The following is a 19,794-nucleotide window of genomic DNA, read 5'->3' as shown; positions in this document are numbered from 1 at the left end:
CCGTGAAGAGTCAGGACACCCCCTTCGAGGGCGGCCCCATGGACGGACGGGTGCTGCCGGTGCTGCTGGGCATGACCGGCCACCCCCCGAAGACGTATCGCATCCCCGTCCCGGACGCGGCCGGCGGCCCGCCCACCGTGCTCGTCTACCGCCGCGTGCCGAGGGGGCACAGCAAGAAGCTGGGCCTGGTGCAGGGGTGGAAGTACCGGTACGACCCCGAGGGGGCGCAGGGCGGCAGCCGCGTCAGATGGCCCTGGTCCAAGCCGGACAGGACGGCGTCCGGCAACCCGGGTGACCCGACCGGGTGAGAAGGTTGCGCCGGACGGCGCACACATGCTCCGCGCAGCGGGCAGACACGTCTGATTATCACGATGCGGCAGCGGGCGGAAGGTCCGCACGCTCCGCACCGGAGGTGATGACGTGTCAGGAGCGCTTCTGCGTCTGGCGTGTACGGCCACGGTGGCGGTCCAGGCCGTCCTCGTACCCGTGCCCGCGACGGCCGCACCCGCCCCGCAGCGGTCCGTGTCCCAGCTGCTGACGGATCTTCAGCGGCTGTACCGGCAGGCCGAACAGGCCACCGAGACCTACAACGGCACCGCGGAGAAGCTCAGGCGGCAGCGGGCCGAGGTGGCCCGCGTCGACGGCGAGCTGGCCCGCGCCCGGCTCGCCCTGCAGGGCAGCCGGACCGACGCCGGGCGGCTGGCCCGGCAGCAGTACCAGAACAGCACCGACCTCTCCCCCTACCTGCGCCTGCTCCTGGCCCGCGACCCGCAGCACGCGCTGGACGAGGGACATGTCATCGGCCGGCTGGCCCGCGAGCGCGCCGAGACGGTGGCCCGGCTGACCGGTACCGAGAAGAGGAAGGACGCGCTGGCCAGAGCGGCCCGGGCGGCCCTGGACACCCAGCTCACGCTCGCCGACCGGCAGAAGAAGGAGCGCGACGAGGTGACGGCCGGGCTCGCCGACGTCGAACGGCTCCTGGCCACCCTCACCCCGGAGCAACTGGGTGCGGTGGCCAGGCTGGAGCAGCAGGGTGTCACCGACTCCCAGCAGCAGCTCACGGCCTCGGGCGCCCTCGACGACGGCCGTCCTCCGTCCGCCGAGGGGAACCGCGCGGTCCGCTATGCCATGGACCAGATCGGCAAGCCGTACCGGTGGGGCGCGACGGGCCCCGGGTCCTACGACTGCTCGGGCCTGACCTCCCAGGCCTGGGACCACGCGGGCACCCCGATCCCCCGCACCAGCCAGGAACAGTGGTCCCGGCTGCGGAGGATCCCGCTGACCGACCTCCGCCCCGGCGACCTGGTCGTCTACTTCCCCGAGGCGACGCACGTGGCGATGTACGTGGGCGACGGCAAGGTCGTACAGGCACCGAGGACCGGCGAGAAGGTCAAACTCTCGCCCGTGGCCTCCTATCCCGTCCTCGGAGCCGTACGCCCGGACGACCGCCCGGAGCCACGGGACCCCGCCGGCGGCGCCCCGCCCCCGGGACGGCCGCGAACGCCCGACGGCCCCCGACTGTGACGGGCAACGCCGGCCGGGGACGGGAACTGCATCGGACGCCCCACACGGGCCGCCGGCAGTCGGCCGACACCGGGATGGAGGGGGCACCGTTCCCGTCCGCGGGTCCGTAGCGGCGTTCGCGGGGTGCTCCCATCCTGCACACCATCGCCCCGGGCAGAGCCGAGCAGACGCGGCCCATGGCGTCCAGGTCGTTCGTACAGTGGCGCGGTGGGGGCCGGGCCAGGGTCTGTCCGAGTGGTGATCACGTGGCGGGGAAAAGGGTTGAAGGGATGATGATCAAGCTGGTAGCTTCCGGTTGACCGTGACGCCACCGGAGGAGGTGAGACCCATGAACGCTGTATCGACGTGGGTGCTCCCCCTTCCCGTCATGGCCGGCGATTGACGTAGGTGTCGCCGGGAGCGCCTCGACAACAAGGCACTCCCGAAAGGCAACACCATGCACTCTCTGCAGTTCACCGCTGAATCGTCGTCGGACGGCATCCTCGAACGCGACTTCACCGTGGCCGAGGTCCCCGGCGTCCTTTGGTCGCCGGCCTCCCATGCGTCCGATCGCGCGCCTCTGATCCTGATGGCCCACGGCGGCGGCAACCACAAGAAGCACCCGGCGATGGCGGGCCGGGCGAAGCTCCTGGTGACTGGCTACGGCTTTCACGTCGCCGTCATCGACGCACCGGGTCACGGCGACCGGCCGCGCACGGCACACGACGAGGCAGAGATCACCGAGCTGTTCCGGGCGCGGGCGGCGGGCGAGCCGGAGGGCCCGATCGTCGTGCGCTACAACGCCCACCTGGCGGAGCTCGCCGTGCCCGAGTACCAGGCGACCCTGGACGCCCTCCAGGAGCTCCCGGAGATCGGCACTGATGGACCGGTCGGCTTCTGGGGCATCAACATGGGCACCGCGATCGGCATACCGTTCGTGGCGATCGACCCCAGGATCACCGCTGCGGTCTTCGGTCAGCACTGGCCCGACGTTCTGGCCGAGAAGGCGAAGCGGATCACCATCCCGATCGAGTTCGACCTGCAGTGGGACGATGAGCACATCTCGCGTGAGGAGGGTCTCGCGCTGTTCGACGCCTTCGCCTCCAAGGAGAAGTCGTTGCACGTGAACTCTGGCAAGCACAAGGAGCTGCCCAGGTTCGAGGCCGACAGCGCGGTGCGGTTCTTCGCCCGGCACTTCGGCGGTGCGGTCACCGCGTCGGCCTGACGTGGGCGGTTGCGGTGTCCGGCTGCCGGCCGGGCGCCGCCACAGCGGTTCTGCTCGTCACGCAGGCGACCGGAGCACGCCTTCCGCAGCTGTGTGTCGAGCCCGCTCTTGCTCCTGACACCGACCGCTGACAGCAACAGCGGCGAACACGACCGGACGAAGGACTTTCGAGGTCATAAGGCCCAGGGAGCTGAACGACCGGAACACCGAGGGCCCCGGAGAGGACGTCGCCGGGGCCGTCCGTGGGCCGTCCGAGGTCTGCCGACAACGACAGATGACGGTCGGAACCCGGGTCAGAGGCCCGTCACGCCCCGGTGACCGAGGACAAGTAGGCGCCCGTCTTCTCCGGCTCGTAGAAGAAGTTCTCGAAGTCGGACGGGTCGTTGAAGGCATTGGCGAAACGATCAGCCACCGGCTGCAGCTGGCCGGCCGCACCGATCAGGTTCAGGATGTGCTCCGGCGGCGGTGCCAGCATGGCGTTGGTCCACTTGGTCACGTGCGCCGCGGTCGCCCAGTACCGGTCGAACGTCTGCCGCATCCACTCCTCGTCGAACGGCTTGTCGTCCCGCTCCAGGATCGAGGCGAGGTAGGCCGCCGCGCACTTGGACGCGGAGTTGGAGCCCTGCCCGGTGATCGGGTCGTTGGCGACGACCACGTCGGCCACGCCGAGGACCAGGCCGCCGGAGGGCAGCCGGCCGATGGGGTTCCGTACCGTCGGGGCGTAGCGGCCCGCCAGCGTGCCACCGGCGTCGGTCAGTTCGACCTTCGTGGCCCGCGCGTACTCCCACGGAGTGAACGTCTCCATGAGTTCCAGGGTCAGGGAGAGGTGTTCCGCCGGATCCTTGACGCCGTTGAAGACGTCGAGCGGGCCGCCGGGTATGCCCTCCCAGAACAGGATGTCCGCACGGCCGGAGGTGGTGAGCGTCGGCATGACGAACAGCTCGCCGACGCCGGGGACCAGGTTGCAGCGGACCGCGTCGAACTCCGGGTGCTCCGGGCGCGGGCCGAGTCCGTGGACGTACGCCACCGCGAGGGCGCGCTGCGGCTCGGCGTACGGGGAGCGCTCCGGGTCACGGCCGAACATCGACACCAGCTCGCCCTTGCCGGCCGAGACCAGGACGAGGTCGTAGGTGCGGGAGAAGTAGTCGAGGTCGCCGACCGCCGCGCCGTGGATGACCAGCTGGCCGCCGCGCTGGGCGAAGGTCTCCATCCAGCCGGCCATCTTCACCCGCTGGTCGACCGACTGGGCGTATCCGTCCAGCCTGCCCACCCAGTCGATGGCCCGCTGGGTCGGCCCCGGGTCGTGCGAGCCGGGGGCGGCGACCGAGACGCCGAGTCCTTCGATCTTCGGGGCCTGGGACTCCCAGAAGTTCAGCTGGAGATCGCGCTCGTGCTGCAGTGCCGTGTCGAACATGCACTGCGTCGACATGACCCGGCCGGCGCGGATCTCGTCCGCGGTCCGGTTCGACATCAGGGTGACCTCGTAGCCGTGCGACTGCAGGCCGAGGGCGAGCTGGAGACCGGACTGGCCGGCTCCGACGACGAGTATCTTCCGCATGCGGGTGGTTCTCCTACGGGGACTGGGGACTACTCGGGGGTTTCGTCCAGCGCGTGGCCCACCAGGGCCAGGAGGGTCTCGATCACCGAGATCCGGCGCCGCGCGTCCATGATCATGACAGGGATGTGCGCGGGGATCGTCAGCGCTTCGCGCACGTCCTCCGGCTCGAACAGCTCGCTGTCGTCGAAGTGGTTGACCGCGACGACGTACGGCAGCCCGCAGCTCTCGAAGTAGTCCAGCGCGGGGAAGCAGTCCTTCAGACGGCGGGTGTCGGCCAGCACGACGGCGCCGATCGCACCGCGCACCAGGTCGTCCCACATGAACCAGAACCGCTGCTGGCCCGGCGTGCCGAACAGGTAGAGCACCAGGTCGTCGTCGAGCGTGATGCGGCCGTAGTCCATGGCCACCGTGGTGGTCAGCTTGCCCGGCGTGGCGGACAGGTCGTCGGTGCCCTCGCTCGCCTCGGTCATCAGCGCCTCGGTCTGCAGCGGCGTGATCTCCGAGACGGTGGTGACCAGGGTGGTCTTGCCGACGCCGAAGCCGCCCGCGATCACGATCTTCGTGGCGACGGGGGCCCGGTCGCGGTCCTTCTGCCAGGCCTTCAGGTCCTCGTCGGGCTCGGCGAAACCGGCGACGAGGGGGGTGACGCCGGTGGCGTCAGAGACGGCGGAGTCCACTCAGCACCCTTTCCAGCAGAACGCGGTCCGGGCGGCCGGTGCCGTGACCGGTCCCGGTGCCGTACACACGGATCTTTCCCTGGTCCGCGAGGTCGCTCAGCAGGACCCGGACCACGCCGAGCGGCATTCTCAGCAGCGCGGCTATCTCGGCCACCGTGCGCATACGGCGGCACAGTTCGACGATGGCCCGCATCTCCGGCATGACCCGGGTGGTGAGCGGACCGTTCGTCAGTTCCCTGCGCTCCGCGGGGGCCTCCAGCGCCGCCGTGCTGGCCACGAACGTCTCCACGAGGAGGACGTGGCCGAAGCGGGTACGGCCGCCGGTGAGCGAGTAGGGGCGCACCCGCGCGGGCTTGCGGCCGCCGCCGCGCACGGGGAGCTGATGCCTGTTGGTCATGGCGCTCATCGGGTGCTCCCGGTCGACTCGGCCTCCAGGGATTTCCTGAGCTCGCTGCGGAGCTCCGGAGTCAGGACATGGCCGGCGCGGCCGACGAAGAGGGCCATGTGGTACGCCACCACGCTCATGTCGCACTCCGCGGAGCCGTGCACGCCGAGCAGCGAGCCGTCGCTGATCGACATCACGAAGAGGCTGCCCTCCTCCATGGCGATCATCGTGTGCTTGACCCCGCCGAACTCCATGAGCCTGGCGGCGCCGATGGTGAGGCTGCCGATGCCGGAGACGATGGTGGCGAGGTCGGCGGAGGAGCCGCGGGGGCCCCTGGCCGGACGCCTGTCCCGGGGCGCCGCCGCGGGAATCCCCTCGCTCGGGCGGGTCCTGGCGTGGCGGAGTGCGGGGTCGGAGGAGAGCAGGAGCAGGCCGTCGGAGGAGACGACTGCAACGGACTGGATGCCGGGTACTTCCTCGACCAGGTTGGTCAGCAGCCAGTGCAGATTGCGGGCTTCACTGCTCAGGCCGTAGGTACTGGGCGCGGTCAACTGCTTGCCTCCTCGGCTGTGCCCCCCGTGGCTTGTTCGGTGCGTGCTGTGATCTCTGCCTCTACGTCTCGGTGGCCGGCCTGTGCTCCTTGGCGGAAGCCGCCCAGTCTGCGGCGGAGGGCTTCGGCGTCCACCGAGCGGGTCCGCTGGCGCGGGGGCTGGGCGGGGCCGGTGAGTTTCGGGGTGCGCTTGGGGAGGCCCTTGCTGGTGACCGCCTCGGCTTCGCCGTCGGCGTCCTCGCTCCCACCCGCACCACCGGTGCCGCTCTCGTCGTCGGGTGCGGGTGGCCCCGGTGGGGGCTCCTCACCGTCGGCGGCCGCAAGCTCCGGAAGCAGCAGCTCCATCGTCGTCTCGGCGAAGGTCTCCAGCGGCTCCTTCGGCCGGGCCGGAAACTCCGCGGAACCCGGCTCCGCGGCCTCGGCCCGCCCGTGCGCCTCGGTGTTTCCGTGCGCCTCGGTCTCGGTGTTCTCGTGTGTCTCGGGGTTCCCGTGCGCCTCGGAGTTCCCGTGCGCCTCGGGGTTCCCGTGCTCGGACCCGGCCGCACCTGCCGCCGCGTCCGGTTCGGCGCTCGCGTGCTCCGGCCCGGCGACGTCCGTCCCGGCGACGTCCGTCCCGGCACTCCGGTGTCCGGGCCCGGCGGCGTCCGCCTCGACACCCCGGTGCCCCGGCCCGGCAGCATCCGCCACCGCATCCGCCTCGGCGCGCGGCGCGGCACTCCCGGGCTCCGGGCTCGGCCGCTCCGCCTCCGGGGCCGCCTCTTCCGCCTCCCGGGCCGTCCGTTCCGCCAGGGCCACCAGGGGGTCCGGGTGCTTCGAGCGGGCGTGCAGGACGTTGGAGTTGGCCTCGGCGTCGGCGCCGGGCAGGGAGATGGTCTGAGTGGTGTCGGAGAGGACGGCGGGCAGCGGGGCCGCCGCGGACGGGGCCTCGGTGAGCAGGGGCTGGGGAAGGACGACGACCGCCGCCACCCCGCCCTGCTTCTGCTCGCGCAGCTGGACGCGGACGCCGTGCCGGTGGGCGAGGCGGGCCACGACGTACAGGCCGAGGCCGAGGCCCTCCTCGCCCTCCTGGTCGTACGGCGACTCGGGGTCGAACTCGGCCAGGCGGGAGTTGAGGCGGTCGAGGCGGTCCGCCGCCACGCCGATGCCCTCGTCCTGGACCGACAGCATCACCTCACCGCTCTCCAGCAGCCAGCCGGAGACCTCCACGGGCAGGTCCGGCGGGGAGAACGAGGTGGCGTTCTCCATGAGTTCGGCGAGCAGGTGCGAGAGGTCGTCGGCCGCGAAGCCGGCCACGTGGGCGTGCGGGGGCAGGGCGGCGATGCGGACGCGCTCGTAGCGTTCGATCTCGCTGACCGCCGCCCGGACCACGTCGACCAGCGGGACCGGGCCGTGGTGCTGCTGGACGTGCTCGGTGCCGGCGAGGACCAGGAGGTTCTCGCTGTGGCGGCGCATCACCGTGGCGAAGTGGTCGAGCTTGAAGAGGGTGGCGAGACGCTCGGGGTCCTGCTCGCGCTCCTCCAGGCCCTCGATGACGGCCAGCTGGCGTTCGACCAGGCCCAGGGTGCGCAGGGCGAGGTTGACGAACGTACCGCCGATGCTGGTGCGCAGCCGCTCCAGCTGGGCGGCCGACTCGGCGAGTTCGGCGCGCAGTTCCTCGCGGGCGTCGGCCATCTTCTGCCGCTGGCCGACCAGGTGCTTGCGGTCGGTCTCCAGGGTGCTGACGCGCTCGTACAGGGCGACGGCGTGGGTGTGCAGGGCGTTGACCGAGCGGACGACCTGGGCGAACTCGTCGTTGCGGCCGGTGAAGGCGATCGGCTCCTGGACCGCCGGGTCCTCGGCCCCGGCCAGGCGGGCCGAGCCGCGGCGCAGGACCGACAGCGGCCGGGTGAGAGTGCGGGCCATGGCGGTGGCTATGCCGACCGCGACCAGCATCAGGGCGCCGAGGACGGCGATCCGGATCTCCAGGGCGGTGACGTCGTCGTCCCTCAGCTTCGCGAGGTCCTTGGTGCGGTGGTCGTAGAGGGCCGATTCCGCGCCCCGCATCAGGTCGACGCGGGCGGACAGCGCCGCGTCCAGCTTCTTGGTGCTGGTGGTCGCCTCGCTGTCGTTCAGCGTCGGCTGGTCGGTGAGCGACGCCAGGTACTTCTCGGCGGAGTTGACCTCGGGTCCGGTGACCGTGGAGGCGTAGGAGTCGACGGCCGCCTTGGGCGCGGTCTCCCGGAAGTCGGCGAGGGCCGCGTCGGCGCGCAGCCGGGCCTGCTGGGCGGCCGCGGTGAGCGCGTCGCGCTGCTTGCGGTCGGCCTCGGTCGGGGTGGTGACCGTGGCGGCCAGGCCGGTGGCGGGGTTGATCACCGTCCGGCTGGTGGCCGGGACGTTCAGCGCGGCCAGCAGCAGGCCGCGGGCGGCGGCGGACTGCTGGACGGCGGAGTCCAGTTCGGCGAGCGCGTAGGCGCCGGAACCGGCCCGCGGGGGCAGTTGCTCGGCCAGGTCGTCGGCGAGCCGGTGCAGCTCGGTGATCGTGGCGGAGTAGGCCTGGTGGGTCTGGAGCGCGTTCGTCCGGCCGGTGAGGGCGGCGCGGCGCAGGGCCCCGATGTCGGCGAGGCCGGCGCGCAGCGAGGCCGGGGTGTCGGTGTCGGCGCGCAGGTCCTCCACCTGGCGGTCGACGCGGGCGCTGCGGTCCTCGGAAGGGGCCTTGGACTTGGGCCGGCCCGCGGCGACGTAGGAGGTGACCTCGTCGCGTTCGTCGGCCAGCGAGTGGGCGAGCGCGAGCGCGTCCTGGGTGCGGGCGGCCAGGGTCACCAGGTCCTGTGAGTCATTGAGGTCCTGGGAGGCCGTGAGCAGCGCGGGTGCCCCCGCGCCGGCGATGGCGGCGGCCACCACGGCCACGGCGACGATCAGCCGGGTGCGCACATGGGTGGGGCGGCCGGTGCCCACGGGGGTCTGCTCGGCGGCCCCCTCGGGGGCCGTCTGCCTGCCTGTGCGCCGAGGCCGCTTCTTCTGCACCGGTGCTCGCAATCCTGAACTCGTCTACCCAAGGGCCCGGGTGGCGCCCCGTGGTCTTGGTGCCAAGTGGTGCGTACACCCGCGTTCGTACGGTTCCCGACCCTCCCAGCGCCGGTGGGCAGTGGTCGCGCATCACCTGACCCGCCACCCGAAGGAGTGAACATCGGAGGGGAGTTGGCGGGCAAGTTCCTGTGGCGCGTGCGGCGCCCCTGCACGGCGGGCCGGTTGGACGCGCACGGCAGGCTTTGACAGTATTCGCCACCACGTCTTCCCGGAGCCCCTCATTTACTCCCAAATCAGGCGCCTGACCTGGGGGAGCGTGTCTGCCCGGCGACGCTTGCCGGCCTTTGGCGAAGCCTGTGAAGGGGTCGTGCAGACTGACCGGATGCGCACTGATCTCGTTTCGGAACCCGGCGACGCGACCCGCCCCAACGAGGACTTCGCCGGTGTCGGACTACCCGCCTCCGGTCAGGGAGGTTGCGTGATCTTGCTGGACGGGGTGACCCCGCCGCGGGACGGGACGGGGTGTCTGCATTCCGTTCCGTGGTTCACGGCGCGGCTCGGCGGCGCGCTGACCGAACTGACCGTTTCCTGCCGAGATCTGACGCTCCCGGAGATTCTTTCGCGGGCGATCGGGCGGACCGCCGCAGCCCATGCACAAACCTGTGAGCTTTCTCACCCGCGAACCCCCCAGGCAACCGTCGTCCTGACCCGCTGGTCCGCGGACGTCGTGGAGTACCTGGTCCTGTCCGACTCCGTACTGCTCCTGCAGTCCCCCGACGGCACGGTCAGTCCGGTCCTCGACGACCGCCTCGCCCGGCTGCCGCGCTCCGCCCTGGCCACCGACGCCCTGGTCGACGCCCGGCTGCGCAACAAGGAGGGCGGGTTCTTCACGGCCGCGGCCGACCCCTCGGTCGCCTCCCGCGCGGTGACCGGCAGCGTGCCCCGCCGCGAGGTGCGCGCCCTGGCCGCGCTGACGGACGGCGCGTCCCGCTGGACGGAGAAGTTCCACGAGGGCGACTGGGCGGACCTGTTCGGCCTGGTCGCCGAGGAGGGCGCCCGCCGGCTGGTCGACCGGGTGCGGGAGCTGGAGGCGGCGGACCGCGAGGAGCGGGCGTTCCTGGGCCGCAGCAAGACGCACGACGACGCGACGGTGGTGTACGTGGAGTGCTGAGGCCCGCGGGCGGTTCGGCCTACTTCTCCATGACCCGGTTCAACTGGTTCAGCAGCCGGGCCAGTTCGGACACCTCGCGGCGGTCCCAGTGGGCGAGCTGGCGGACGTAGCGGGCGCGGCGGGCCTCGCGGACCGTGCCGACGCGGCGGCGACCCTCGTCGGTGAGGGTGACCAGCCAGGCGCGGCCGTCGGCCGGGTCGGGGGTGCGGGCGATCAGGCCCAGCTCCTCCAGGGCGCGCAGCTGGCGGGACATGGTGGCCTTGCCGACGCCGATGTACGCGGCGAGTTCGGTGGCGCGCTGGCCGCCGAGTTCGTCGAGGCGGATGAGCAGGCCGTAGGCGGCGGACTCCAGGTCGGGGTGGACCTCGCGGGCCATCTCGCCCTGGCTGGCCCGGGCCCGCCTGAGCAGCACGCTCAACTCGCGCTCCAGCGACAGGAATTCCTGGTCTGCGCCAGTCGGTGTCACCTGACCGGTGACGTGATGCCGGTCGCCGTTCTCGTCCTCGTGCACGTCAGCACCCCTGCCCGGTTTCGCAGTCCTGAAAGTTTCCGTCAAACGCCGCCATTGCCGCAGCTCCGTAAGTATTTCGCAGGCGTAGACCAACGGCAGCGCCCGGACCCCCTTCCCACGCCGTCATCTACGTGCGTAGCTTCTTTATCAGGCAATTAATGGCATGCGCACGTCCAGTAGTCAGCGGACTCTGCACGCTTCCCCCCACCCCACTCCCCGGAGGCACGCCATGCCCGTGCACAGACCCGGCTCCATCCGCCCGCGTCCTCTCACCGTCCTCGTCACGGCCCTGCTCGCGGCGCTCTCCCTGACTCTCCCCCTCACCACCGCCCACGCCGCGACCACCCCCACCCGCGGCTCCGCCCGCATGGGCATGGGCGTCCTCGCCCACGACGGACAGAGCGGCACCCCCAGCACCGGTGACGCCACCCAGACCGAGGGCGTCGACGTCTCCGGCTACCAGGGCAACGTCGCCTGGAGCACCCTGTGGAGCAGCGGCGTCCGCTGGGCCTACACCAAGGCCACGGAAGGCACCTACTACACGAACCCCTACTTCGCCCAGCAGTACAACGGCTCCTACAACGTCGGCATGATCCGCGGCGCGTACCACTTCGCCACCCCGGACACCACGAGCGGCGCGGCCCAGGCCAACTACTTCGTCGACCACGGCGGCGGCTGGTCCAGGGACGGCAGGACCCTGCCCGGCGCACTCGACATCGAGTGGAACCCGTACGGCGCCGCCTGCTACGGCAAGTCCGCCAGTGCGATGGTCGGCTGGATCGCCGACTTCCTGAACACCTACAAGGCGCGCACGGGCCGGGACGCCGTCCTCTATACGGCGGCCAGCTGGTGGACCCAGTGCACCGGCAACTACGGCGGTTTCGCCGCCGCCAACCCGCTGTGGATCGCCCGCTACGCCTCGGACCCCGGGACACTGCCGGCCGGATGGCCGTACTACACCATGTGGCAGTACACGTCCTCCGGCCCGACCGTCGGGGACCACGACAAGTTCAACGGAGCACTCGACCGGGTCCAGGCGCTGGCCAACGGCTAGCCAGGGCTCTTCCTTCGGACCGGGCCGGCTCCGGGTGACGGCATCTGGTGACCGGACCGGCTCCGGGTGACGGCACCTGGTGACCGGACCGGCTCCGGGTGACCGCGCTTGGTGACCGGCTTGGCTCCGGGTGACCGAGCCTGGTGACCGGACCCGGCGGGATCCGGAGGAGAAGCCCCGGTCGAGGACCGTGGCCGCGGGGCGGCCGTCCCCCTGCGGGCGGCCGCCGCTGCGGTGCGCATGCCTGCGTTGGTGCTCCGCGCCGCCCAGGATCATCCTGGTCAGGGAGAGCCTGCCGAGCAAGGGCGAGAGGGCGATGGAGCGACAGTCGGCGTACACGGCCACGGCCACGATCGACGAGCAGGGCATCCTGACCGGCTGGAGCGAGGGTGCCCGCCGGCTGCTCGGCTACGAGGCTCCGCAGGTCGTCGGACGGTCCGCCGCCGCCCTGCTCGCCACCGACGTCGGCGCGGCCCGGCGGGCCCTGGCCGGCAGGGACCGGTGGAACGGCACCGCGCCGCTGCGGCACCGGGACGGCCGGTGTCTCGAACTGGGACTGCTCGCCCACCGCCGGACGGCGGACACCGGCGGCACCGGCTGGCTCCTGGTGAGCGCCGTCGCGGACCGGCCCCAGCCGCCCCGGGGCGAACCGCTGGAGGAATGGGCGTTCCTCCAGTCCCCCTTCCCGCTCGCCGTCTTCGACACCGAACTGCGTCTGACGCGCGCCAACCGCCGTCTGGAACGCGCGCTCTCCCTGCCCGAGGCGGCGATGCGCGGGCTGCGCCTGCCGCACATCGCGCCCGGCCCCGCGAGCGACGAGGCCGACCGGACGATGCGCCAGGTACTGGAGACCGGCGAACCGCGGGAGGCGGCGGCCGGCCTCGGCCCGGACCTCGGCCCGCCGACCGTCCTCACCCCGCTCAAGGACGGCACCGGCACCGTGCGCGCCGTCTGCCTCGCCGCGCACCGGGGCGCCCGGAGCTCCGCCGCCGGGCACCAGTCCCCGGACGAGGCCGCATCACGCGCCGGCCCCTCCCCCGACCTCGGGCGGGCCGCGCAGGAACTCGCCGACGCCGCGGTCCCGCAGCTCGCCGACTTCGTCGCCGTGGACCTGCTCGACTCCCCCCGGGCCCCGGTCGGCCCGCCCGATGTGTTCGAGAGCGCGGCCGGCCCGGTCGTGCTGCGCCGCGCGGCGCTGCGGGTCGCGACGGACGGCGACGGCCCCGCGGCCGGGGCCCGGGTGGGCGAGGCGACCGCCTACGAGCCGGGGTCACCGCCGGCCGACTGCCTGATCTCGGGCCAGTCCGTCCTGTACGACATCACGGACCCGCTGGTCGCGGGGTGGGCGGCCGTGGACCCGGCCGCCGCCTGGCTGCACGCGTACGGCACGCACTCGCTGATGGTGGTGCCGATCCTCGCCGAGGGCAGCACGCTCGGGGTCGCCCTGTTCGGCCGCCACCGGCGCCCGGAGCCGTTCGGTCCGGAGGATCTGCGGCTCGCCGAGGACCTCACGGCCAGGACGGCCGCGGGCCTGCACAGCGCCCGCCGGTACTCCCGGGCCCGCACCACCACCATGGCGCTGCAGCGCAGCCTGCTCCCGCACGTCCTGCCCGACCAGGACGCGCTGGAGATCGCCACCCGCTATGTGCCCGCCGCCACCCGGGCCGGCGTGGGCGGCGACTGGTTCGACGTGATCCCGCTCTCCGGCGCGCGGGTCGCCCTCGTCGTCGGTGACGTCGTCGGCCACGGCATCCGCGCTGCCGCCACCATGGGCCGGCTGCGCACGGCGGTGCGCACACTGGCCGACGTCGATCTGCCCGCCGACGAACTGCTCACCCACCTCGACGACCTCGTGCTGCGGCTGGCCGCGGACGAGGGCAGCACGGACCCGGCCGCCGAGACCGCCGGCGGCATCGGCACCACGTGTCTGTACGCCGTCTACGATCCCGTCTCGCGCCGGTGCACGCTCGCCCGGGCCGGCCATCCGCCGCCCGCCGTGATGACCCCCGACGGCGTCGTCCGCTTTCTCGACGTACCCGCCGGCCCGCCCCTGGGGCTCGGCGGACTGCCCTTCGAGGCCTTCGAGGCCGAACTGCCCGAGGGCTCCCTGCTCGCCCTCTACACGGACGGACTGCTCGAAGCCCGCGACCACGACATCGACGAGGCCCTGGACAAGCTGTTCGCGGCGCTCGGCCGCCCCGCGCCCACACTGGACTCGGTCTGCGACCGGGTGCTCACCGAGCTGCTGAGCCACCGCCCCGACGACGACATCGCCCTGCTCGTCGCCCGCACCCGGGCGCTGCACGCCGACCGGGTCGCCGTGTGGGAGCTGGACAGCGAGTTCTCCATCGTGGCCCGGGCCCGCAAGCACACCGGCGACCAGCTGGCCGTGTGGGGACTGGACGAGGCCGCGTTCGCCACCGAGCTGATGGTCAGCGAGCTGGTCACCAACGCCATCCGCTACGGCCGGCCGCCCATCCGGCTGCGGCTCATCCACCAGAACGCCACCCTGATCTGCGAGGTCTACGACTCCAGCGGCACCACCCCGCACATGCGGCGCGCCCGGATCTTCGACGAGGGGGGCCGGGGCCTGCTGCTCGTCGCCCAGCTCGCCGAACGCTGGGGCACCCGGCACGACCGCGTCGGCAAGACCGTGTGGGCCGAGCAGTCACTGTCCGTGCGCTGACCTCCGCCACGCAGGACGCCCGGTACCCGGTATCCGGCAACCGTCAACCAGTAACCGCTACGACGCCGCTCCCCCCAGGACCGGGCCGGCCCAGGCGGGCGGATCGGGCACCGGACCGAGGGCGGGGAGGGCGTCGGTGGCGTCGGTGGCGTCGGTGGCGTCGGTGGCGGGGAGGGCGTCGGCGGCAGGCGCGTCGGCACCAGGCGCTTGGACGACAGGCGCGTCGGCGGGGGCGTCGGCCGCAGGCGCGTGGACGACAGGCGCGTCGGCCGCAGGCGCGTGGAGGGCAGGCGCGTCGGCCGCAGGCACATCAGCGAGAGCGTCGGCGGCAGGCACGTCAGCGGGAGCGTCGGCCGCAGGTACGTCAGCGGGAGCGTCGGCCGCAGGTACGTGGACGGCAGGCGCGTCGGCAGCAGGCACATCAGTGAGAGCGTCGGCCGCAGGCACGTCAGCGGGAGCGTCGGCCGCAGGCACGTGGACGGCAGGCGCGTCGGCGGCAGGCACGTCAGCGGGGGCGTCGGCCGCAGGTACGTGGACGGCAGGCGCGTCGGCCGCAGGCACATCAGCGAGAGCGTCGGCAGCGGCGAGTGCGGTGACCAGGGGATCCACCCGTGTCGGCGTACGCTCGCGCGGGCCCGGCCCGGCCAGCGCGGCGCGCAGGGCCGCGACGAACTCCAGGCAGGAGCCGTACCGGTCGCCCGGGGCCTTGGCCAGTGCCTTCTTCAGGACGTCGTCGGCCGCCGCCGGAAGACCGGGGCGCTCGTCGCTCAGAGCGGGCGGCGGGTCGTACTGGTGCGCCCACAGCAGTTCGAGATCGTCCTCCCGGCGGAAGGGCGGGGCGCCCGTGAGCATCTCGTGGACCACACAGGCCAGGCTGTAGAGATCGGACCGGCCGTCCACGGGGCGCCCCGCGACCCGCTCCGGCGCCACATAGTCGAGGGTCCCGACGAACTCGCCCGCGGTGGTGAACCCGGTGAGGGACAGGGACTTCTTCGCCAGTCCGAAGTCGGTGAGATAGACGTGCTCGGGGTGGTCGCTGTCGACGCCCTTGGCGACCAGCACGTTGCCCGGCTTGACGTCCCGGTGCACCAGATCGCGCTCGTGGGCGGCGTCCAGCGCGGACGCCAGCTGGGCGGCGATGCGCAGCGCGGCCGGTACGGGGAGCGGTCCCTCCCGGTCGAGCAGGGCGCGCAGGTCCTGCCCGGTGACGTAGCACATCGCGATGTAGAGGACGCCGTCGGTCTCGCCGGCCTCGAAGACGGGCACGATGTGCGGGTGCTCGATCGCGGCGGCCACCCGGGACTCCTGGGCGAAGCGGCGGCGGAAGGCGTCGTTGCGGGTGTACTCGGGGGCAAGCAGTTTGAGGGCGACGGTGCGGCCGAGCCGCAGGTCCTTGGCGCAGTAGACGACGGCCATGCCGCCGCGGCCCAGCTCGCGCTCCACCCGGTAGCCGGCGATCTCCGTCCCGATCAGGGCGGAGGGCGGCCCCGCCTGCCCGTTCACGCCTGAATTCTATCGAGTTGATCCCTCTGCGCGCCCTCGCACGGGGCGGGGCGAAGGTCCGGCCTCTCCTCGCACGGGGCGGGGCGAAGGTCGGCCCTCCCCTCGCACGGGACAGGGCCAAGGCCCAGGACATGGCCAAGGCCCGGCCTCCCCTAGTACCGGGCAGGGCGAAGGCCCGGGCCTCCCTCACGGGACCCGGGCCTTGCCGTATCCGTTCGCGTCCGTCACGCCGCGAGCGGAACCTCCGGCTGCGCGCCGTGCGCGGCGGGCGCGAGTGCCAGCTCCAGGACCTGGCGGACGTCGGTCACGGCGTGGACGTCCAGCGTGTCCAGCACCTCGGCCGGGACGTCGTCCAGGTCGGGTTCGTTGCGCTTGGGGATGATCACGGTGGTCACCCCGGCGCGGTGGGCGGCGAGCAGCTTCTGCTTCACACCGCCGATGGGCAGCACGCGGCCGGTCAGCGAGACCTCGCCGGTCATCGCCACGTCGGTGCGGACCAGCCGCCCGGAGAGCAGGGAGGCGAGGGCCGTGGTCATCGTGATGCCCGCGCTCGGGCCGTCCTTGGGGACCGCGCCCGCCGGGAAGTGGATGTGCGCGCCCCGGTCCTTCAGGTCGGCCACCGGCAGCTCCAGTTCGGCGCCGTGGCTGCGCAGGAAGCTCAGCGCGATCTGCGCCGACTCCTTCATCACGTCGCCCAGCTGACCGGTCAGGGTCAGGCCGGCCGCGCCCGTCTCGGGGTCGGCGAGGGACGCCTCGACGAAGAGCACGTCGCCGCCGGCTCCGGTGACCGCGAGGCCGGTCGCCACGCCCGGCACGGCCGTACGGCGCTCGGCCGGGTCCTGGGCGGACTCGGGCACATGGTGCGGACGCCCGACCAGAGCGCGCAGGTCCTCGTCCCGGACGGTGAACGGCAGTTCCCGCCGGCCGAGTTCGTGCTGGGCCGCGACCTTGCGGAGCAGCCGTGCGATGGACCGCTCCAGAGTGCGCACGCCCGCCTCGCGGGTGTACTCGCCGGCGAGCCGGCGCAGCGCGCCCTCGTCGATCGTGACCTCGTCCTCGGCCAGGCCCGCCCGCTCCAGCTGGCGCGGGAGCAGGTGGTCACGGGCGATGACGACCTTCTCGTCCTCGGTGTACCCGTCCAGCCGGACGATCTCCATACGGTCGGCCAGCGCCTCCGGGATGGCCTCCAGGACGTTGGCGGTGGCGAGGAAGACCACGTCGGACAGGTCGAGTTCCACCTCCAGGTAGTGGTCCCGGAAGGTGTGGTTCTGCGCCGGGTCGAGGACCTCCAGCAGCGCCGCGGCCGGGTCGCCGCGGAAGTCGGACCCCACCTTGTCGATCTCGTCGAGGAGCACGACCGGGTTCATGGACCCGGCCTCCTTGACGGCGCGGACGATCCGGCCGGGCAGCGCGCCGACGTACGTACGCCGGTGGCCGCGGATCTCGGCCTCGTCCCGGACACCGCCGAGCGCGACCCGGACGAACTTGCGCCCCATGGCGTGTGCGACGCTCTCGCCCAGGCTGGTCTTTCCGACCCCGGGCGGCCCGACGAGGGCCAGCACGGCACCGCCGCGCCGTCCGCCGATGACGCCCAGCCCCCGGTCACCGCGCCGCTTGCGCACGGCCAGGTACTCGGTGATGCGTTCCTTGACGTCCTCCAGGCCCGCGTGCTCGGCGTCCAGGATCGCCTTGGCGCCCCGGATGTCGTAGGCGTCCTCGGTGCGCTCGTTCCACGGCATCTCCAGGACCGTGTCCAGCCAGGTCCTGATCCATGAGCCCTCGGGCGACTGGTCGGAGGCCCGCTCCAGCTTGTCGACCTCCTTGAGGGCGGCTTCGCGGACCTTCTCCGGCAGGTCGGCGGCCTCCACGCGGGCGCGGTAGTCGTCGGACTCCTCGCCGTCCTGCTCGCCGTTCAGCTCGCGCAGCTCCTTGCGGACGGCCTCCAGCTGGCGCCGCAGCAGGAACTCGCGCTGCTGCTTGTCGACGCCCTCCTGGACGTCCTTGGCGATGGTCTCGGCCACGTCCTGCTCGGCGAGGTGGTCGCGCAGCTGCTGGGTGGCGAGCTTGAGGCGCTCCACCGGGTCGGCGGTCTCCAGGAGCGCGACCTTCTGCTCGACGGTGAGGAAGGGCGAGTAGCCGGAGTTGTCGGCCAGCGCGGAGACGTCGTCGATGGCCTGGACACGGTCGACGACCTGCCAGGCGCCACGCTTCTTCAGCCACTCGGTGGCGAGGGCCTTGTACTCCTTGACGAGTTCGCCGACCTGGCCGGGCAGCGGTTCCGGCACCGTCTCCTCGACGCGGGCGCCCTCGACCCACAGCGCCGCACCCGGGCCCGTCGTACCGGCGCCGATGCGCACCCGGCCGCGGCCGCGGATCAGGGCCCCCGGGTCGCCGTCGGCCAGCCGGCCGACCTGCTCGACGGTGCCGAGCACACCGGTCCTGGCGTAGGTGCCGTCGATGCGCGGCACCAGCAGGACCCTCGGCTTGCCCGGCTCCGCCCGGGCGGCGGCCTGTGCGGCCTCCACCGCGGCTCGCACCTCGGCGTCGCTCAGGTCCAGCGGAACCACCATCCCGGGCAGCACGACCTCGTCGTCGAGCGGCAGCACGGGCAGCACGAGCGTGAACGCCGTGGACTCAGCAGCCATGATCTCCCCTTAGGCAGTCAACTTGAGTTATGCCGACTCAATGCACGGGGCTCCGCCAATGTTCCCCGGTTCCTGTTCGCTCTGGGCGATCAGCCGGTGACCGGTGTGTCTGCGCAGGCAGAGGCGCCGGGGGTGCGAGTGGGTGCGGGGGCGCCCGAGGGAGGGTGGCAAGGGGGTGCGGCAAGGGGGTGTGGGTGCGGGTACGGATGCGCGGGTGGATGGGTGCTGCTCCGGTGCGACCGCTCGTACAACCCCGCGGCCGGTCGCACGCTTCCTCGTGCTCCGCGCCGGTCGCACACTTCCCGGCGCCCCCGGGGACGTCGCGGCGGGACTCAGCGGGCGGACGACGGCAGGCGCCGGCTGCGCACCAGGGGCCAGCCGGTGATGCCGATGCCGAGGGCGATCAGATGACCCCAGTTGGTCATCGGGTCCTGGAAGGCGATCAGGTCGTTGACGAGCATGCCCGCGACCATGGCGAGCAGGGGCCAGCGGACCCAGGGGGTGAGCAGGCCGGCCAGCGCCCCGGTGCTGGCCGCGACGCCGAAGCTGATGCCGTAGTCGAGGCGGTGCAAAGAGGTGTCCGGGAGGTGGCCGAAGAGGACCGCGAGACCGACCGGGACCTCCGTGGCAAGGGTGGCCAGGACATGGCCCGCCAGGAACACACAGGCCGCCCGCACCCCGCCTATCCGCCGCTCCAGCGCGGTCAGCACCAGCACGAAGGCGACCGCGTACGGCGAGACGATCCCGCCCGCGATCCACAGCGCACTCGCCAGCAGCACCAGCACGGGCGTGCGCACCAGATGGGCGACGTCGGTGCTGGAGTCCTGGTACAGCGCGTGCACGAGGCCGGGCGCGGCTTGGGCGGCGACGAGGGAGGTGACGGCGAGGACCGCCGCGTAGACGAAGGTGAACGGCGTGCCGGTGGGGCTGGGCAGCAGGCGCCAGGGCCGCAGATGCCAGGACGAAGGGGAGCGGCGGGCCGCGGCGGGGGCCGGCGCCGTGGCCGGTGCCGGCGGTGCGGGCAGCTCGCGTTGGCGCGGTACGCCGTCGAGCAGCCCGGCGACGTCCGGCAGCGGACCGGCGGGAAGGGGCGTACCCAGGGGCGGGGACACGGCCGTCGCAGGGCCGGTCACGGTCCGTTCCACGGTGAGGCGCTCCTTCCGTCGCGCCCCACCCTTCGCGTTCACGAGGCCGCTGTCTATGACCGACGCCACGCGAGAGCGGATTCACAGCAACCTCAGAAGCGCCGGCTGCGTCCGCCGCGGCCCGGCCCCCGGCCGCAGCACGCCCGCCTGCAGGCCCGGCCCCTCCCCACTCCTC

Annotated in this window: 14 protein-coding genes and 1 pseudogene; 6 read left to right on the top strand and 9 right to left on the bottom strand. The window is 72.8% G+C overall.

The window, feature by feature from the left end:
* The first annotated feature begins 2 nt into the window (after nucleotides 1–2).
* From ACZ7P3_RS23160 to ACZ7P3_RS23150, 3 genes are all read left to right on the top strand, one after another.
* A complete protein-coding gene (locus tag ACZ7P3_RS23160; RefSeq protein WP_472084541.1) occupies nucleotides 3–308 on the top strand; it encodes a hypothetical protein in 306 nt (101 codons plus the stop codon).
* Nucleotides 309–420: 112 nt separating this feature from the next.
* Nucleotides 421–1,524, top strand: a complete 1,104-nt coding sequence (locus ACZ7P3_RS23155) for a C40 family peptidase (RefSeq protein WP_472084539.1) — start codon at nucleotides 421–423, stop codon at nucleotides 1,522–1,524.
* A gap of 436 nt (nucleotides 1,525–1,960) precedes the next feature.
* On the top strand, nucleotides 1,961–2,728 hold the full coding sequence (locus tag ACZ7P3_RS23150) for an alpha/beta hydrolase family protein (RefSeq protein ID WP_472084537.1): 768 nt from the start codon (nucleotides 1,961–1,963) through the stop codon (nucleotides 2,726–2,728).
* Between the two features lie 304 nt (nucleotides 2,729–3,032).
* Here the strand turns inward: ACZ7P3_RS23150 and ACZ7P3_RS23145 are convergent, their stop codons facing one another.
* The 5 genes from ACZ7P3_RS23145 to ACZ7P3_RS23125 are packed head-to-tail and all read right to left on the bottom strand — an operon-like array spanning nucleotide 3,033 to nucleotide 8,901.
* Nucleotides 3,033–4,286, bottom strand: coding sequence for a styrene monooxygenase/indole monooxygenase family protein (locus ACZ7P3_RS23145; protein WP_472084535.1), 1,254 nt, complete (start codon nucleotides 4,284–4,286; stop codon nucleotides 3,033–3,035).
* Nucleotides 4,287–4,315: 29 nt separating this feature from the next.
* Nucleotides 4,316–4,963: a GTP-binding protein gene (locus ACZ7P3_RS23140; RefSeq protein WP_472084533.1), complete on the bottom strand. Its 648-nt coding sequence runs from the start codon at nucleotides 4,961–4,963 to the stop codon at nucleotides 4,316–4,318.
* Nucleotides 4,944–5,360, bottom strand: a complete 417-nt coding sequence (locus ACZ7P3_RS23135) for a DUF742 domain-containing protein (protein ID WP_472084531.1) — start codon at nucleotides 5,358–5,360, stop codon at nucleotides 4,944–4,946. Before ACZ7P3_RS23135 ends, ACZ7P3_RS23140 begins: the two co-directional genes overlap by 20 nt.
* Nucleotides 5,361–5,365: 5 nt before the next feature.
* Nucleotides 5,366–5,899, bottom strand: a complete 534-nt coding sequence (locus ACZ7P3_RS23130; RefSeq protein ID WP_472084530.1) for a roadblock/LC7 domain-containing protein — start codon at nucleotides 5,897–5,899, stop codon at nucleotides 5,366–5,368.
* Nucleotides 5,896–8,901, bottom strand: coding sequence for a sensor histidine kinase (locus ACZ7P3_RS23125; RefSeq protein ID WP_472084528.1), 3,006 nt, complete (start codon nucleotides 8,899–8,901; stop codon nucleotides 5,896–5,898). The genes ACZ7P3_RS23130 and ACZ7P3_RS23125 overlap by 4 nt, the downstream gene beginning before the upstream one ends.
* A 385-nt stretch (nucleotides 8,902–9,286) precedes the next feature.
* Between ACZ7P3_RS23125 and ACZ7P3_RS23120 the strand changes: the two genes are divergently transcribed.
* Nucleotides 9,287–10,075 carry a protein phosphatase 2C domain-containing protein gene (locus tag ACZ7P3_RS23120; protein ID WP_472084527.1) on the top strand — a complete coding sequence of 263 codons (789 nt, stop codon included), beginning with the start codon at nucleotides 9,287–9,289 and terminating at the stop codon, nucleotides 10,073–10,075.
* Nucleotides 10,076–10,094: 19 nt separating this feature from the next.
* Here the strand turns inward: ACZ7P3_RS23120 and ACZ7P3_RS23115 are convergent, their stop codons facing one another.
* Nucleotides 10,095–10,586: a MarR family winged helix-turn-helix transcriptional regulator gene (locus ACZ7P3_RS23115; RefSeq protein ID WP_472084525.1), complete on the bottom strand. Its 492-nt coding sequence runs from the start codon at nucleotides 10,584–10,586 to the stop codon at nucleotides 10,095–10,097.
* A gap of 229 nt (nucleotides 10,587–10,815) precedes the next feature.
* Here ACZ7P3_RS23115 and ACZ7P3_RS23110 point away from each other — a divergent pair, with 229 nt between their 5' ends.
* Nucleotides 10,816–11,640 carry a lysozyme gene (locus ACZ7P3_RS23110; protein ID WP_472084523.1) on the top strand — a complete coding sequence of 275 codons (825 nt, stop codon included), beginning with the start codon at nucleotides 10,816–10,818 and terminating at the stop codon, nucleotides 11,638–11,640.
* A gap of 316 nt (nucleotides 11,641–11,956) precedes the next feature.
* Nucleotides 11,957–14,326 carry a SpoIIE family protein phosphatase gene (locus ACZ7P3_RS23105; RefSeq protein ID WP_472084521.1) on the top strand — a complete coding sequence of 790 codons (2,370 nt, stop codon included), beginning with the start codon at nucleotides 11,957–11,959 and terminating at the stop codon, nucleotides 14,324–14,326.
* Nucleotides 14,327–14,935: 609 nt separating this feature from the next.
* Here the strand turns inward: ACZ7P3_RS23105 and ACZ7P3_RS23100 are convergent.
* From ACZ7P3_RS23100 to ACZ7P3_RS23090, 3 genes and pseudogenes are all read right to left on the bottom strand, one after another.
* Nucleotides 14,936–15,829: pseudogene (locus tag ACZ7P3_RS23100) on the bottom strand (serine/threonine-protein kinase); the annotation flags it as partial.
* 224 nt (nucleotides 15,830–16,053) lie between these two features.
* On the bottom strand, nucleotides 16,054–18,474 hold the full coding sequence (lon, locus tag ACZ7P3_RS23095; protein ID WP_472084519.1) for an endopeptidase La: 2,421 nt from the start codon (nucleotides 18,472–18,474) through the stop codon (nucleotides 16,054–16,056).
* A gap of 332 nt (nucleotides 18,475–18,806) precedes the next feature.
* Nucleotides 18,807–19,619 carry a rhomboid-like protein gene (locus tag ACZ7P3_RS23090; protein ID WP_472084517.1) on the bottom strand — a complete coding sequence of 271 codons (813 nt, stop codon included), beginning with the start codon at nucleotides 19,617–19,619 and terminating at the stop codon, nucleotides 18,807–18,809.
* Between the last annotated feature and the right edge of the window lie 175 nt (nucleotides 19,620–19,794).

The organism is Streptomyces sp. NPDC107581 (assembly GCF_055657175.1).
Note: the sequence above shows the minus strand (reverse complement) of the source record. Positions and strands in the feature narration are given on the sequence as shown.